The following is a 15,113-nucleotide window of genomic DNA, read 5'->3' as shown; positions in this document are numbered from 1 at the left end:
GGCGCGGGCCGATCGCGTGGCCACGCTGGTCTGCTTCCACGCCCACCCGGACGACGAGTCGATCGCCACCGGCGGCACGATGGCCAAGGCGGCCGCCGCCGGGCACCGGGTGGTGCTGGTGGTGGCCACTCGGGGGGAGCACGGCGAGGTGGCCGACGGCTTCCTCGACGACGGCGAGCCGCTGGGCGAGCGCCGCGTGCAGGAGACGCTCCGATCGGCTGAGCTCCTCGGGGTCCAGCGGGTCGAGTTCCTGGGCTACACCGACTCGGGGATGATGGGCGTGCTCGAGAACGACCTGCCCGGGTGCTTCTGGCGGGCCGACGTCGACGAGGCCGCCGGCAGGCTGGCCGCGATCCTCGCCGACGAGCGGGCCGACGTCCTCACCGTCTACGACGGGCACGGAGGCTACGGGCACCCGGACCACATCCAGGTGCACCGGGTCGGGCTGCGAGCCGCCGAGCTGGCCGGTACCGCCCGCGTCTACGAGGCCACCATGAACCGCGACGAGATGCGGCGCCTGCAGGCGGCGGCGCGCGAGGCGGGCCTGGACGTGCCCGACCAGGCGGCCGACCCCGACGACGACCCGATCGACCCCGACTCGTTCGGGCTGCCCGAGGCCGAGCTCACCACCGCGGTCGACGTGCGCGCGTACCTCGACGTGAAGCGGGCGTCGATGCGCGCCCACGCCAGCCAGATCTCGGAGGACTCCTTCTTCCTCCAGATGCCCGACGAGGTCTTCGCCAGGGCATTCGGCACCGAGTGGTACCGGCGTCGCGACCGGCCCGGCGGCATCGTCGAGGACGACCTGTTCGGGGCCGGTCGAGCGCCGTGGCCCGGCTGATCCTGGTGCGCCACGGGCGGGCGTCGGCGGGCTGGGACGTCCACGCCGACCCCGGGCTCGACGGGCTGGGGCGGGCCCAGGCCACGGCCCTGGCCGACGAGCTTGGCCGTCTCGAGCCCATGGCGATCCGCGTCAGTCCCCTCCGGCGCACCCGCGAGACGGCCGCGCCGCTCGAGGCACGCTGGGGCGTGCGCGCCGAGGTCGATCCGGGCGTGGCCGAGATCCCGTCGCCGGTGGGGGTGCCCATGCAGGAGCGGACCACCTGGCTGCGCGCCGCCATGGCCGGCACCTGGGCCGACCTGGCCGCCGACTACGGGGCGTGGCGCGACGCCGTGGTCGAGCGCGTCCTCTCGCTCACCTCCGACACGGTGGTGGTGAGCCACTTCGTGGCCATCAACGCGGTGGTCGGGCGGGCCCTGGGCGACGACCGGGTGGTGGTGTTCGCGCCCGACAACTGCTCGCGCACGACGGTCGACCACGACGGCCGGCGGTTGCGGGTGGTCGAGCTGGGCACGTCCGCCCCCGACACCCTGGTCCGCTGACGTGGACGGGGCCGCCGACCACCCCGTGGTCCACACCGGCCTGGCCCAGCAGGTCGTCGCCGGCGCGGGGGCGCTGCGCGCCCTCCCCGAGCTCCTGCGGGTGCTGGGGGTCCGCCGGGTGCTCCTCGTCACCACCGAGGGCCGGCTGCGCTCGCCCGACGGCGAGCGCCTCACCCGGCTCCTCGGCCGCCTCCTGGTGGCCGCCGTGGCCGACGCGCCGCCGCACGTGCCGGCGAGCGCGGTGCAGGCGGGGGTGGTGGAGGCCCGCCGCGAGGCCGTCGACGGTGTCGTGTCGTTCGGGGGCGGCTCGGCCGTCGATCTGGCCAAGGCCGTCTGCTTCTTCGTCGAGCAGCAGGGCGGCGGCACGGCCGGCACCTTCGCCGACCGCCCGCAGCTGCCCCACGTGTCGGTGCCGACCACCTTCGTGGGCGCCGCCGTCACCCCGTTCTTCGCCATCACCGACCAGCGGTCGCGGGCCATGCGGCCCGCCGGCAGCCCGTCGTGCGCACCGTCCGCGGTGGTCGCCGATCCCGCGTTGAGCCGCGACGTCCCGGCTCAGCTGGCCGCCGCGACCGGGCTCACCGCGCTCGCTCACGGGGTCGAGGCGGCGTGGGCGCCCGACCGCTCGACCGAGGCCCAGGCGGTTGCTCTGGCGGCGGTGGCCGCCGCCGGCCGCGGCCTGGCGGCGCTGGCCGACGGCGACGAGGGGGCCCGCGACGAGCTGCTCGTTGCGGCCGTGCTCGGCGGGCGGAGCCTGCACAACGCCCCCGCCGGCCTGCACCACGCCCTCGCCCAGCTGGTGGCCGGCCGCACCGGCGTCCCCCACCGGCTGGCGGGTGCCGCGCTGCTGGCGCACAGCGTCCGGTTCACGGCCGAGGCCATCCCCGTGGACGCGGCCACGGCGATCGCCGCCGCGCTGGGCGGGTCCGGCGACCCGGCCGAGGCCGTCGCGGCCGTGGTGTCGCGCACCGGGCTGGACGCCCGCCTGCGGGCGCTGGGCGCCGCCGACGAGGATCTCGACGCGGTGGCCAGGCTGTCGCAGGCGGACCCGCGGGTGCAGCGCAGCCCGCGGCCCGCCGGCGAGTCCGACGTGCGCGCCCTGCTCGACGACGCGTCCTAGCGCCCCGGGAGGGGCCGGGCTCAGTCGGTGGTGTCGGTGATCGACTCCTCGACGATCGTCTCCGCGGCCTCGGTGACGCCACCGTCGCCGTTGGGCCCGGTGGTCTCGGCGGGCGGGGTGTACGTGGGTGTGTACGACGTGGTCGCCGAGTAGTCGACCTCGGCGCTGCCCCCGCCGAGCTTCTTGGCCACGACCACGGCCACGCCCACGACGAGTCCGAGCAGGATCAGGTTGCGTGGGCGGAAAAGCTTCCTCATGGTGGCCTCCCTTGTCCGCCGGCCGCCGGCGGCGAGACCGGGATCATACCGGTGGGCCGGGCGGCCGCTTCCCGTCGGAGCCGTCGGCGACGAGCAGGGCGTCGACCAGGGCCACCGCGGCGTCGACGTCGGCCAGGTCGGGGAGCACGGCGTCGGCTCCCGAGCCGGCCAGCTCGGCCATCGTCCAGCGCCCGGTGGCCACGGCGAGGGCGCAGGCGCCGGCGGCGTGGGCCGCGGCCACGTCGAGGGGCGTGTCGCCGACGAGCACCGTCGAACGGTCCGCCCCGGCTCCACGCCCGCCGGCCGCTCGGCGCGCCTCGACGACGAGCTCCGCACGCCCGGCCGCCCGGTCGCCGAAGGCGCCGAGGCGGAACAGCGCGCCCACCCCGGCTGCGCCCAGCTTGGCCTCGGCGACCCAGCGGTTGTTGCCGGTGAGGACGCCCACGGTGTGGCCCGTGGCCGCCAGCCGCTGGGCGGTGGCCACCACGCCGGGCAGCACCCAGCCGACGCGGTCGCCGGGCGCCACCGCCGCCCCGTACCGCTGGCCCATCTCCCGCATGAGCTGGTCGAGCCGCTCCTCCACCAGCGCGGTCGGGAGCCGATGGGGGGCGAGGGCGAGGCGGGCCAGCTGGCTGTCGAGCATCCCGCCCAGCTCCAGCCCGTCGAGCGAGGCCGGCACGCCGTACACGGCCCGGAGCGCCTCGTCGAAGGCTCGCCGGTGGTCCGGATCGCCGGCCCGGATGATGGTGCCGTCGATGTCGAAGAGGATGAGCGCGGCCACGGGCGCCATCATGGGGTCATGGCACTCGTGAAGATCAACGCGATCACGATCCCCGAAGATGGCGGCGAGGAGCTGGCCCAGCGGTTCGCCGGGCGAGCCGGCGCCGTCGACGGGGCCGACGGGTTCGAGGGCTTCGAGCTCCTGCGGCCCACCGACGGTCGCTCGACGTGGCTCGTGGTGACGCACTGGCGCGACGAGGAGGCGTTCGAGGCCTGGGTCTCGTCGCCCGCCTTCGCCCACGGTCACCGGGGTCCCGACGCAGGGGCGGCCGCCCCAGAGCGACCGGTCTCGGTGTCGAGCGAGCTGTGGTCGTTCGAGGTCGCCCAGTCGGCCCCGCCCCGCCCGGCGGGGTGAGCCCCCGTCCCGTCGCCCTCGGGCTCGTCCTGCTCGACCTGCACACCAGCTGGTCCTGGTTCGTGGTGATCGGCAACGGCCTGGCGGGCCTGTGGGCCCTCGGCGCCAGCTGGCTCGAGCCGCTGCGGACCCGGGCGCTGTGGTGGTTCACGGCCTTCGTCGAGCTGGCGGTGTTCGTGCAGGTGGCCATGGGTGTGGGCCTCGTCGCCGGCGAGGGGATCGAGGCGCCGCAGTTCCACATGTTCTACGGCTTCGTGGCCATCATCGCCGTCGGCATCCTGTACTCGTACCGCCACCAGCTCCGACACCGGCTCTACCTGCTGTACGGGCTGGGCGGCCTGTTCGTGATGGGTCTCGGCATCAGGGCGATGCTCGTGGGCCAGGTCTGACCACCGGCCGCGGCTAGCGGACCGCCCGCCGGCTACAGGTGGACGACGGGGCAGGTGAGGGTGCGGGTGATCCCGTCGATCATCTGCACCCGGCTGACGACCATCTTGCCCAGATCGTCCATCGACGCCGACTCGGCCCGGGCGATCACGTCGTACGGCCCCGTCACGTCCTCGGCCGAGACCACGCCGGGCACGGCCCCGACCTGGGACGCGACCCGGGCGGCCTTGCCCACCTCGGTCTGGATGAGGATGTACGCGCTCACCTGCATGGCGACCCCCTGCGCACACCCGGCTCTGCCGGGCACCGTGGGCGCATGGTAGACGTCCCCGGCCGCCGGTTCCCCGGCCGGCCCGGCTCGGCTAGGTTCCCGCCGCCGTCTTGGCGCGAACCGAAGGGGGAGCCGTGCGTGCTGCGCTGGTCGAGGAGCCGGGCCGTCCGCTGAACGTCGTCGACGACGTCGACCTCGATCCTCCCGGCGAGGGGGAGGTGCTGGTGCGGGTGGAGCACTGCGGGCTCTGCCACTCCGACCTCCACTTCATCGACGGGAGCCTGCCCGGCCCGCTGCCGCTGCTCCTGGGCCACGAGGCCGGCGGGGTCGTGGAGGAGGTGGGCGCGGGGGTGCTCGGCCTCGCGCCCGGCGACAAGGTGATCCTCACGCTGCGCCCGCCCTGCGGCCGCTGCTACTGGTGCGTCCGGGGCGAGTTCTCCCAGTGCGGCCCCGGTGCGGCGCTCACCGCCGGCATCTTCCCCGACGGGGGCACCCGGCTCTCTCGCGGTGGCGCACCCGTGTACCGCAGCGGTGTGGTGCTGGCCGCCTTCGCCGAGCGCACGGTGGTCCCGGCCGAAGCGGCCGTGAAGGTGGCGGCCGACACGCCCCTCGAGATCGCCGCGGTGCTGGGCTGCGCGGTGCAGACCGGCGTCGGGGCCGTCATCAACACGGCCAAGGTGCAGGTGGGCGACACGGTGATGATCGTGGGCCTCGGCGGGGTCGGCATCTCGATCGCGCAGGGGGCCCGCCTGGCCGGTGCCTCACGCGTCATCGGGGTGGATCCGATCGCCGGCCGGCGCGAGCAGGCGCTGTCCTTCGGGGTGACCGACGTGGTCGATCCCGCCGCCGGCAGCCCGAGCGAGGCCGCGCTGGCCCTCACCGTCGGGATCGGGGTGGATCACGCCTTCGACGCGGTCGGGCGGGCGTCGATCGTGGAGTCGCTGTTCCCGGCCGTGCGCAACGGCGGAGCGGTGGTGATGGTGGGCGTGCCGCCGATCCAGGACGTGGTGAACGTGCACGCCATCGGCTTCGGCCTGGTCGAGAAGAAGCTCGTCGGCTGCTTCCTCGGCTCCGCGAACCCCCACCGGGAGTTCCCCCGCCTGCTCGAGCTGTGGCGGGCCGGCCGGCTCGACCTGGAGGGCATGGTCACGGCGCGCCGCCCCCTCGCCGAGATCAACCAGGCCGTGACCGACATGCAGGCGGGGGTGGGGCTGCGCACCGTGCTCTCGCTGTGAGCTCGGTCGGGCTGCCCCCGTCCCCCGGATCGGCCGGCGAGCGCTGCCCGCCGGCCGTCCTCGACGAGGTCCGGGCGGTGATCGGGCCGATCAGCCCTCGTGGGCGTTGGTCTCGATGGGCGTGACGCCGCCGCCGGTGGTGACGGCCACCTTGCGGGGCTTGGCCTGCTCGGCCATCGGCACGGTGACGGTGAGCACGCCGTCGACGTAGGCCGCCTCGATCCCGGCGGTGTCGAGGTTGTCGCCGAGGAACAGCTGTCGGGTGAACGCGCCGTAGCTCCGCTCACCGATGATGACCTCGTCGCCCTCGAGGCGCTCGGGCCGGCGCTCGGCCTTCAGGGTGAGGCTGTTGTCCTCGACGGTGAGGTCGACCGACGCCGGGTCGACGCCGGGCAGGTCGAAGGAGATGACGATCTTCTCGCCCCGCCGGACGGCGTCCATGGGCACGCGGCGCGCGCCGGTGACAGGAGCGAACGCCTGCTCGGCGAGCCGGTCGAGGTCGCGGAACGGGTCGAAGCGCAGCAACACGGGTGATCCCTCCTCGGGCTCCAGGGTGAACCTTCATCCTCAGTCTAGAGAGATCCTGTGTCGTTCACACTCAAGGAAGCGGAGCGTTCCATGAGGATGTCGGTGGACCGTCAGCGCTGGCCCGGGTCCGCGCGCGCCGGTGCCCGGCCCCTGGGGGCCGGGCACCGTGTGCAGACCTGGGAGCCGGCGCCGCTACCCGATGAGGCGCTTCGCCAGCTGGTCGAGCTGGTCGCGGAGCTCGGCCGGGAGCCGGTCGCCGAAGTTGGCGAAGTGCTCCTCGACCAGGGCGATCTCCTCGCGCCACCCGTCGAGCTCCAGCTCGAGCAGGGTGTCGAGCACGCCGTCGGGCAGGTCGAGGCCCGTCACGTCGATGTCGGCCGGCCGGGGCAGCACCCCGATGGCGGTGTCGACGCCCTCGGCCGTGCCGTCGAGGCGCTCGAAGATCCACTTCACGACCCGGCTGTTGTCGCCGAACCCGGGCCACATGAACCGGCCGTCGTCGTCCTTGCGGAACCAGTTCACCGAGTAGATCCGCGGGAGCTTGCTCGGCTCGACGCGGTTCCCCATGTCGAGCCAGTGGGCGAAGTAGTCGCCCATGTTGTACCCGCAGAACGGCAGCATGGCGAAGGGGTCGCGGCGGAGGACCGACTGGGCGCCGGCCTGCGCCGCGGTGGTGCGCGACCCCATGATCGAGCCGATGAACACGCCGTGGTGCCAGTCGTGGGCCTCGAACACGAGCGGGATGGTCTGGTAGCGGCGGCCCCCGAACATGATCGCCGAGATGGGCACGCCGGTCGGGTCGTCCCACTCCTGGGCCATCGAGCGGGCGTTCACGGCCGGCACGGTGAAGCGGGCGTTGGGGTGGGCGGCCGGCGTGCCCTTGTCGGGCGTCCAGCGCTCGCCGCGCCAGTCGGTGCACTCGGCCGGGGGCTCGTCGGTGAGGCCCTCCCACCACACGTCGCCGTCGTCGGTGAGGGCGGTGTTGGTGAAGATGCAGTCCTTGCGGAGGGAGTCGACGGCCACGGGGTTGGTGTCGGCGCCGGTGCCCGGGGCCACGCCGAAGAACCCGGCCTCCGGGTTGATGGCGTGGAGGCGGCCGTCCGTGCCCACCTTCATCCAGCAGATGTCGTCGCCGATGGTCTCCACCGTCCAGCCGGGGACCGTCGGCACCATCATCGCCGTGTTGGTCTTGCCGCAGGCCGACGGGAAGGCGCCGGCGATGTAGCGGCTGTGGCCCTGCGGGTTGGTGAGCTTGAGGATCAGCATGTGCTCGGCGAGCCAGCCCTCGTCGCGTGCCATGACGGAGGCGATCCGCAGGGCGAAGCACTTCTTGCCGAGCAGGGCGTTGCCGCCGTACCCGGAGCCGTACGACCAGATCTCGCGCGTCTCGGGGTAGTGGATGATGTACTTCGTGGGGCTGCAGGGCCACGGCACGTCGGCCTGGCCCTCGTCCAGCGGGGCGCCCACCGAGTGGACGGCCGGCACCCAGTCACCGTCGCCGAGCACGTCGAGGGCGCCCTGGCCCATGCGGGTCATGATCCGCATGCTCACGGCCACGTAGGCGGAGTCGGTGAGCTCGACGCCGATGTGGGCGATCGGGGAGCCGAGCGGCCCCATCGAGAAGGGCACGACGTAGAGCGTGCGGCCCTTCATCGCCCCGTCGTAGAGGGAGCGCAGCTCGGCTCGCATCTCGTCGGGCGCCCGCCAGTTGTTGGTGGGCCCGGCGTCGACCTCCCGCTCGGAGCAGATGAAGGTCCGGTCCTCGACCCGGGCCACGTCGCTCGGGTCGGAGCGGGCCCAGAAGCTGTTCGGGCGCTTCTGCGGATCGAGCCGGACGAACGTGCCCGCGTCGACGAGCAGCCGGCACAGCCGCTCGTACTCCTCCTGGGAGCCGTCGCACCACTCGATCCGGTCCGGCTTGAGGATGCCGGCCCACTGGTCGACCCAGTCGAGCAGGCGCTTGTTCGTCGTGGTCGCGCTCATCACCTCTCCGTTGAGGTCGGGCCCGGCGACGTCGCCGGGCCGGTCGGGGGGAACCCGGGGGTGCCGAGGTCGATCTCGGAGCCCAGGCGCAGCTGCGTGGCCCGGCCCTGGCCGTCGAGGTCGAAGACCACACGCTGGCCCTGGCGGAGCATGCGGAACACCGAGCCCGCCAGCGCGTCCGGGGCGAGCTCGAGCTCCGCGAGATCGGTGTCACGCAGGAGGGAACCGGCCCGGGTGCCCGGGTCGTAGGACTTGATCACGCCTTGCACCGACGACGCCTCCGTGCTCACCCAGGTGTGATGGGCCGAACGGTACCAGCAGGGCGTCGGCGCCGACGAAACGCGCGAGGGGCGCCGCAGGTGTGGCGGCTAGCCCTGGGGGAGCGGGCGCGGGACCTTGGTGACCTTGCCCGCCTTGATGCACGAGGTGCACACGTGCAGCCGCCGCGGAGCGCCGTTGACGAGCGCCCGGACCCGCTGGATGTTGGGGTTCCAGCGGCGCTTGGTGCGCACGTGGGAGTGGCTGACCCGCATGCCGAACGACGGATGCTTGCCGCACACCTCGCACACCGCTGCCATGGACGCCTCTCGTGATCTGCTTGCTCCGGGCTCGCGCCCGGCCCGCGGGCCGGCCCCGGGGACGAAGGACGAGGTTACCAGCGGCGGGGGCCGTCCCACCAAGCGAGGAGGTGGGCGCCGGTAGCATCGTCCCCCGTGGCCACGCTTGAGCACCTCACCGCCGAGCACGTGCGGCAGGTGATGGTCGGCTACCGCGACGCGCTCCGAGCGCACCAGGCGGCCATCAACCGGCTCAACGTCTACCCGGTCCCCGACGGCGACACCGGCACGAACATGGCGCTCACCCTCGAGTCGGTGGTGGCCGAGCTGGGCCACGCCGAGTCGGGGATGGTGCCCGTCTGCAAGGCCATCTCCCACGGATCGCTCATGGGTGCGCGCGGCAACTCCGGCGTGATCCTCTCCCAGATCCTGCGCGGGCTCGCCGAGGTGATCGCCCCGTCCGACCCGGCTGGTCCGGGCGTGCTGGCCGAGGCCCTCACCGAGTCGGCCGCAGCGGCGTACCAGGCGGTCATGCGTCCGGTCGAGGGGACGATCCTCACGGTGGCGCGCGCCGCGGCCGAGGGCGCGTCGAGCGCCGCAGCGGGCGGGGCGACGCTGGTCGACGTCCTCGACGCCGCCCGGGAAGCGGGGGCGGTGGCGCTCGAGCACACCCCGGAGCTGCTGCCCGTGCTGGCCGAGGCCGGGGTCGTGGACGCCGGGGGCGCGGGCTTCGTCCTCCTGCTCGACGCCGCCCTCGCGGTGGTGGCGGGCCGGCCGGTCCCCGAGGCGCCCGCTGCGCCCGGCCCCGAGGCCCTGCTGCCGGCGACGGTGCTGGCCGGTCACCACGGGGAGGGCGACCTGCGCTACGAGGTGATGTACCTGCTCGAGGCCCCCGACGAGTCGATCGCCGCCTTCAAGGACGTGTGGGCCGGCCTGGGCGACTCGATCGTGGTCGTGGGCGGTGACGGGCTCTGGAACTGCCACATCCACACCGACGACGTGGGTGCGTCGATCGAGGCTGCGTTGGACGCCGGCCGCCCCCGCAACATCCGGGTGACCGATCTCCACGAGCAGGTGGAGGAGGAGCGCTGGGTGCGCGAGGGCGCCGTCGAGGGGGGCCTGGTCGAGGAGCCGCCCCACGTGCACCAGCCGGTGCCGACGGCCGTGGTGGCGGTGGGCTCGGGCCCGGGGGTGCGCCGCATCTTCTACTCCCTGGGGGTGCAGCAGATCGTGGCCGGCGGGCAGTCCATGAACCCCAGCACGGCCCAGATCCTCGAGGCCGTTCTCGCCACCCCGGCCGACGAGGTGGTCGTGCTGCCGAACAACAAGAACATCGTCCCCGTCGCCGAGCAGGTCGACGCCCTCACCGACAAGGTGGTGCGGGTCGTCCCCACCAAGGGGATCGCCGAGGGCTTCGCGGCCCTCATGGCCTACGACCCGCAGGCGAGCGCCGACGAGAACGCGGCGGCCATGGGCGCGTCGGCGGAGCACGTGGTGGCCGGCGAGGTCACGCGCGCAGTCCGCGACTCCACCTGCGACCTCGGGCCGATCGCCGAGGGCGACTGGCTGGGCATCTGCCGCGACGGCATCCGGGCCATCGCCCCGTCGGTGCACGACGCCGCCTGCGCCCTCCTCGACGTGCTCGTCACCGAGCAGCACGAGATCGTCACGATCATCGAGGGCGAGGGGGCCTCGGCGGCCGACACCCGGCGGATCACCGAGTGGCTCGCCGACCAGCGGCCGGGTGCCAGCGCCGAGCTGCACCACGGCGGCCAGCCCCTCTACCCCTACCTCTTCGGCGTGGAGTGAGCGGCTCGGCGCCCCTCACCCTGCGCGACCTGGAAGCCATCCCGATCGGGCGGCTCCACGGGGTCGGGCCCAAGAAGGAGGCCGCCCTCCGCGGGTTCGGCATCACCGACGTGCTCGGCCTGCTGCAGCTGTACCCCCGCCGCTGGGTCGACCGCACCAACGAGGCGCGGGTGCGCGACCTGGTCGAGGGCGAGCAGGCCCTGGTGCTGGGCCGGGTCGAGCGCATCAGCGGGCGCCCCCTGGGCGGCTCGCCGGGCCGGAGGGGCGGACGGTCGATCGTGACCGCCACTGTGTCCGACGGCTCGGGCCGGATGCGGGTGACGTTCTTCAACCAGCCGTGGCGTGAACGCCAGCTCGCGGTCGGCACCAACGCCGCCTTCTGGGGGAGGGTCGAGCAGTACCAGGGGCAGCCCCAGATGACCAACCCCGTCGTCGATCTCATCGGCGACCGCACCGGCCGGATCGTGCCGATCTACCCGCAGTCGGAGAAGGCCGACCTGACCACGTGGGAGATCGCCGGACTGGTGGAGGAGGCCCTCCGGCGGGCGGCGCTCCGCGGGTTCGCCGACCCGGTGCCCGCCCCCGTCCTCGGCCGGCTCGGGCTATGCGATCGCGGCACGGCGCTGCACAGCATCCACGCCCCTACCAGCATGGCCGACGTGGCCGCGGCCCGCGCCCGCCTGGTGTTCGACGAGCTCCTGCGGGTCCAGGTCGCGCTGGTCGCCAGGAAGCAGGAGCTCGGTGCCCGGTCCGTCGGCCACCGCCACGACGACCGCTCCCTCGTCGAGCGGTTCCTCCCCGGGCTGCCCTGGCAGCTCACCGGGGCGCAGGAGCGCGTGATCGAGGAGGTGCTGGCCGACCTGGCCCGACCCCACCCGATGCACCGCCTCCTGCAGGGCGACGTGGGCTCGGGGAAGACGGTGGTTGCGGTGGCCACCCTGCTGGGGGCGGTGTCGAACGGCGGCCAGGGGGCCCTCATGGCGCCCACCGAGGTGCTGGCCGAGCAGCACCACGAGTCGGTCGGCGCCTTGGTCGAGGGGCTCACGGTGCCCCATGCCGAGGGCCTGTTCGACGAGCGCCCGGTGAGGGTGGCGCTGCTCACCAACCGCACGACCGCGGCCGAGCGCCGAGAGCTGCTCGACGGCCTGGAGGCCGGGCGCGTCGACATCGTGATCGGCACCCACGCCCTGATCCAGGAGGGCGTGCGGTTCCGCCGGCTCGGAGCGGTGGTGATCGACGAGCAGCACCGCTTCGGGGTGGAGCAGCGGGCCGTGCTTCGTGAGGGCGGCGTCGACGACCAGGGGCAGGGGCGCGTGCCCGACGTGCTGGTGATGACGGCCACGCCCATCCCGCGCACGGCGGCGCTCACCGTCTACGGCGATCTCGACACCTCGACCCTCGACCAGCTGCCACCGGGTAGGAAGCCGATCACCACGCGGTGGGCCGCGGGTGCCGACGCCGAGCAGGAGGTGTGGGCCGCCGTGCGCGCCGAGGTGGCGGCCGGGCGGCAGGCCTACGTGGTGTGCCCCCTCATCGAGGAGTCGGTGAAGCTCGAGGCGTCGGCGGCCACCGAGGTGCACGACCGCCTCGCCGGCGGCGAGCTGGCCGGGCTGCGGCTCGGGCTCCTCCACGGCCGGGTCCTGCCCCGCGACAGGCAGCTGACGATGGACGCCTTCCGCGCCGGCGGGCTCGACGTGCTCGTGGCCACGACGGTGATCGAGGTGGGCGTCGACGTGCCGAACGCCAGCGTGATGGCGATCCTCGACGCCGACCGCTTCGGGATCGCCCAGCTCCACCAGCTGCGCGGGCGGGTCGGACGCGGCGCGGACCACTCGCGGTGCTTCCTCGTGACCGGCACCGAGCTGGGCCCGGAGGCGACGGCCCGGCTCCGGGCCGTCGTCGACCACGCCAGCGGGTTCGAGCTGGCCGAGATCGACCTCGACCTCCGGGGGGAGGGCCAGCTGCTGGGCGATCGCCAGAAGGGCCGCACCGACTTCCGCCTGGCGTCGCTGCGGCGCGACCGGGCCTGCGTCGAGACGGCGAGAGAGGTCGCCGTGGAGCTCGTGGGCGACGACCCCGCACTGGCGGCCCATCCGGGCCTCGCCGACGAGGTGGCGCTGCTGGTCGAGGACTCGGCGGACTACCTGTTCCGGTCCTGACCCGCGCTGGTCGGGCGCTCGGCCGCCTCGGCGGCTCGCGGGCCGGGGTCCGCAGCGGGTCGGGTGCGGCCGACCCCGGCCGCGTAGGGCACCAGCAGGGTCATGAAGTCGAAGTCGGGGTCCAGCCGGACCGCGACGCCCTCGCACATCACGACCGTCTTCAGCAGGAGGGCGAGGTCGCGCGGGAGCCGCAGCCGGTGGGCCCGCACGACCGCCATCAGGTCCTCGAGCACCGGGCCGAGCTGGAGCTGGCCCAGCGTGGCACCCGTGTAGCGGGCGACGAGGTCGTCGAGGTCACGGTGGAGGGCCGTCCGGTCGATGCTCGGCCCCGCCACCCCCAGACGGAGGAGCGCGACGCCGAGCCGCTCGGAGTCGTACGTGGCCAGGCCCAGCAGCACCGCCGACAGGCCGTCGCGCACGGTCGGCCCCACCAGGCCCACCATGCCGAAGTCGACCATGCCGATCCGCCCCCCGGCTTCGACGAAGAAGTTGCCGGGGTGGGGATCGGCGTGGAAGAAGCCGTGCTCGAACACCATCTCCAGGTAGAGCAGCGCCAGGTGCCGGGCGAGGGCCTGGCGCTCGACGCCCAGCCGGTCGAGGCCGGGAAGGTCGGTGATCTTCACCCCCCGCACCCGTTCGAGGGTCAGCAGGCCCGGCGTGGCGTGGTCCCACACCACGCGGGGCACGTGCACCCAGCCGTGGCCCCCGAGCAGGCGGGCGAAGCGCTCGGCGTTGAACGCCTCGCGCACGTAGTCGAGCTCGGCCCGCAGGGTGGACGAGAACTCCTCCACCAGGCCGACCGGGTCGTAGCGCCGGCCGAGCTCGCCGCGGTCGACGGCGCGCGCCAGCCGGTGGAGCAGGTCGAGGTCGAGCTCGACCTGCTCCACGATGCCCGGCCGCCGCACCTTCACCGCGACCTCGCGCCCGTCGTGGAGGGTGGCCGCGTGCACCTGCCCGATCGAGGCCGCGGCGAGCGGTGACCAGTCGAAGCGGGCGAACGCCCGGCCGGGCCGGTCGCCGAGCTGCTCGGCCAGGCAGCGCTCGAGCACGGCGGTGGGCACGGGCGGCGCGGCGTCCTGCAGGCGGGCCAGCTCGGCCTGGTACGCGGGCGGCAGCAGGTCCGGCCGGCTCGACAGGACCTGGCCCAGCTTCACGAAGGTGGCGCCGAGGTCCTCGAGCGTCCGGCGGAGGCGCTCGGGGCCCCACGTCCCCACCACCGGGCCGGGCCGGCGGGAGCGGGTCCGCACGGCGTCGCCCGCCCAGCCGAGGCTCGCGCCGGTCAGCACAGAGGCGACCTGGGCCGCTCGGGCACCCACGGTGCCGGCGGGCCGGGCGTGGCCGGCCGGGGTCACGGCTCGCCGAGGTCGGGGACCACGACGTCCCACCGGTCTCGGCAGTCGCGGCACCGGTACACCACCACCTCGCCCGGGTGGAAGATGCCGGTCTCGTCCGGCTCGCTCAGCAGATGGGCGTCGCCGCCGCAGTCGACGCAGACGATCACCGCCGGGACGAGGTCGCTCACCCCCGCCCCCGCCGGTCGCGTTGGTGGGCGTCGAACCGGGCGACGCCGGCCCCGAAGCCGGGCGAGAGGACCACGGCGCGCCCGTGGCGATCCTCGTTGGCCAGGCCCTCGGCCAGGCCCAGGCCGAGCCCCTCGTACACCGCGGCGCGGTCGTGGAGCACGCAGCCCCAGGGGAACGACGCGATCTCGTCGGCGAGCGCGACGGCGACGTCGAGCGCCTCCCCGGCCGGGACCACCCGGTTCACGAAGCCGATGGCGAGGGCCTCGTCGGCGTCGAACTCGCGGCCGGTGAGGATGAGGTCGAGGGCGCGCCCGAGCCCGACGATGCGGGGCAGGCGGTACGTGCCGCCGTCCATGAGCGGCACCCCCCAGCGGCGCTCGAGGCAGCCGAAGCGGGCCGAGGCCCCGGCGACCCGGAGGTCGCACCAGGCCGCCAGCTCGACCCCGCCGGCCACGCACCAGCCCTCGACGGCGGCGACGACCGGCTTGGACAGCTGGAGCCGCGTGGGGCCGAGGGGGCCGCTGGGCCGCAGCCGGGGCAGGTCCCTGAGGTTCGCGCCGGCGCAGAACGCCTGGTGGTCGCCGGTGAGCACGGCCACCCTCGCGTCGGGGTCGGCCTCGAAGGCCAGCAGCTCGTCGTGGAGGCGCTGGGCCGTCGCGCCGTCGATGGCGTTGCGGACGTCGGGCCGCCCGATCCGGACCACCCGGACGGGCGCGGGAACCGAGGCTGCGGCGCGGTCGCTCATGGGTGCCACCGTACGCCGCTG

The 15,113-nt window shown here is 74.6% G+C and carries 18 protein-coding genes; 8 read left to right on the top strand and 10 right to left on the bottom strand.

Annotation, left to right across the window (positions count from 1 at the left end; genetic code table 11):
* Positions 1-16: 16 nt before the first annotated feature.
* The 3 genes from IPM45_05250 to IPM45_05240 are packed head-to-tail and all read left to right on the top strand — an operon-like array spanning position 17 to position 2,503.
* On the top strand, positions 17-841 hold the full coding sequence (locus tag IPM45_05250; GenBank protein ID MBK9178969.1) for a PIG-L family deacetylase: 825 nt from the start codon (positions 17-19) through the stop codon (positions 839-841).
* Positions 829-1,383, top strand: a complete 555-nt coding sequence (locus IPM45_05245) for a histidine phosphatase family protein (GenBank protein ID MBK9178968.1) — start codon at positions 829-831, stop codon at positions 1,381-1,383. The genes IPM45_05250 and IPM45_05245 overlap by 13 nt, the downstream gene beginning before the upstream one ends.
* 1 nt (position 1,384) lies before the next feature.
* Positions 1,385-2,503 carry an iron-containing alcohol dehydrogenase gene (locus tag IPM45_05240; GenBank protein ID MBK9178967.1) on the top strand — a complete coding sequence of 373 codons (1,119 nt, stop codon included), beginning with the start codon at positions 1,385-1,387 and terminating at the stop codon, positions 2,501-2,503.
* 20 nt (positions 2,504-2,523) lie between these two features.
* On the opposite strand, the gene IPM45_05235 is transcribed toward IPM45_05240, so the two are convergent.
* Together IPM45_05235 and IPM45_05230 are read right to left on the bottom strand one after the other, a co-directional pair.
* Positions 2,524-2,760: a hypothetical protein gene (locus tag IPM45_05235; protein MBK9178966.1), complete on the bottom strand. Its 237-nt coding sequence runs from the start codon at positions 2,758-2,760 to the stop codon at positions 2,524-2,526.
* Between the two features lie 43 nt (positions 2,761-2,803).
* The gene (locus IPM45_05230; GenBank protein ID MBK9178965.1) at positions 2,804-3,553 is read right to left on the bottom strand and encodes an HAD family hydrolase; all 750 of its coding nucleotides are present in this window, start codon (positions 3,551-3,553) and stop codon (positions 2,804-2,806) included.
* 6 nt (positions 3,554-3,559) lie between these two features.
* On the opposite strand from IPM45_05230, the gene IPM45_05225 reads away from it, so the two are divergent.
* Positions 3,560-3,895: an antibiotic biosynthesis monooxygenase gene (locus IPM45_05225; GenBank protein ID MBK9178964.1), complete on the top strand. Its 336-nt coding sequence runs from the start codon at positions 3,560-3,562 to the stop codon at positions 3,893-3,895.
* A complete protein-coding gene (locus tag IPM45_05220) occupies positions 3,892-4,284 on the top strand; it encodes a hypothetical protein (GenBank protein MBK9178963.1) in 393 nt (130 codons plus the stop codon). Before IPM45_05225 ends, IPM45_05220 begins: the two co-directional genes overlap by 4 nt.
* Before the next feature lie 32 nt (positions 4,285-4,316).
* On the opposite strand, the gene IPM45_05215 is transcribed toward IPM45_05220, so the two are convergent.
* Positions 4,317-4,553, bottom strand: a complete 237-nt coding sequence (locus IPM45_05215; GenBank protein MBK9178962.1) for an Lrp/AsnC ligand binding domain-containing protein — start codon at positions 4,551-4,553, stop codon at positions 4,317-4,319.
* 134 nt (positions 4,554-4,687) lie between these two features.
* Here IPM45_05215 and IPM45_05210 point away from each other — a divergent pair, with 134 nt between their 5' ends.
* Positions 4,688-5,788: a Zn-dependent alcohol dehydrogenase gene (locus tag IPM45_05210; protein MBK9178961.1), complete on the top strand. Its 1,101-nt coding sequence runs from the start codon at positions 4,688-4,690 to the stop codon at positions 5,786-5,788.
* Between the two features lie 90 nt (positions 5,789-5,878).
* Here IPM45_05210 and IPM45_05205 read toward each other — a convergent pair whose 3' ends face one another.
* From IPM45_05205 to IPM45_05190, 4 genes are all read right to left on the bottom strand, one after another.
* On the bottom strand, positions 5,879-6,316 hold the full coding sequence (locus IPM45_05205; GenBank protein ID MBK9178960.1) for an Hsp20/alpha crystallin family protein: 438 nt from the start codon (positions 6,314-6,316) through the stop codon (positions 5,879-5,881).
* 192 nt (positions 6,317-6,508) lie between these two features.
* Positions 6,509-8,299, bottom strand: coding sequence for a phosphoenolpyruvate carboxykinase (GTP) (locus IPM45_05200; GenBank protein ID MBK9178959.1), 1,791 nt, complete (start codon positions 8,297-8,299; stop codon positions 6,509-6,511).
* Positions 8,299-8,589: a hypothetical protein gene (locus tag IPM45_05195; GenBank protein ID MBK9178958.1), complete on the bottom strand. Its 291-nt coding sequence runs from the start codon at positions 8,587-8,589 to the stop codon at positions 8,299-8,301. The genes IPM45_05200 and IPM45_05195 overlap by 1 nt, the downstream gene beginning before the upstream one ends.
* Positions 8,590-8,667: 78 nt before the next feature.
* Positions 8,668-8,877, bottom strand: coding sequence for a 50S ribosomal protein L28 (locus IPM45_05190; GenBank protein MBK9178957.1), 210 nt, complete (start codon positions 8,875-8,877; stop codon positions 8,668-8,670).
* 135 nt (positions 8,878-9,012) lie between these two features.
* Here IPM45_05190 and IPM45_05185 point away from each other — a divergent pair, with 135 nt between their 5' ends.
* Together IPM45_05185 and recG are read left to right on the top strand one after the other, a co-directional pair.
* Positions 9,013-10,665, top strand: a complete 1,653-nt coding sequence (locus IPM45_05185; GenBank protein MBK9178956.1) for a DAK2 domain-containing protein — start codon at positions 9,013-9,015, stop codon at positions 10,663-10,665.
* Complete coding sequence (recG, locus tag IPM45_05180) at positions 10,662-12,824, top strand: ATP-dependent DNA helicase RecG (GenBank protein ID MBK9178955.1); 2,163 nt, start codon at positions 10,662-10,664, stop codon at positions 12,822-12,824. The genes IPM45_05185 and recG overlap by 4 nt, the downstream gene beginning before the upstream one ends.
* On the opposite strand, the gene IPM45_05175 is transcribed toward recG, so the two are convergent.
* The 3 genes from IPM45_05175 to IPM45_05165 are packed head-to-tail and all read right to left on the bottom strand — an operon-like array spanning position 12,806 to position 15,092.
* Complete coding sequence (locus IPM45_05175; GenBank protein MBK9178954.1) at positions 12,806-14,176, bottom strand: AarF/ABC1/UbiB kinase family protein; 1,371 nt, start codon at positions 14,174-14,176, stop codon at positions 12,806-12,808. The two genes, recG and IPM45_05175, sit on opposite strands and share 19 nt — an antisense overlap.
* A complete protein-coding gene (locus tag IPM45_05170) occupies positions 14,173-14,346 on the bottom strand; it encodes a hypothetical protein (GenBank protein ID MBK9178953.1) in 174 nt (57 codons plus the stop codon). Before IPM45_05170 ends, IPM45_05175 begins: the two co-directional genes overlap by 4 nt.
* On the bottom strand, positions 14,343-15,092 hold the full coding sequence (locus IPM45_05165; protein MBK9178952.1) for a crotonase/enoyl-CoA hydratase family protein: 750 nt from the start codon (positions 15,090-15,092) through the stop codon (positions 14,343-14,345). The genes IPM45_05170 and IPM45_05165 overlap by 4 nt, the downstream gene beginning before the upstream one ends.
* Between the last annotated feature and the right edge of the window lie 21 nt (positions 15,093-15,113).

It is taken from the genome of Acidimicrobiales bacterium, assembly GCA_016716005.1.
In the GTDB taxonomy this organism is placed as follows: Bacteria; Actinomycetota; Acidimicrobiia; order Acidimicrobiales; family JADJXE01; genus JADJXE01.
The sequence above is the reverse complement of the archived record's forward strand: the minus strand, read 5'-3'. Positions and strand labels throughout refer to the sequence as shown.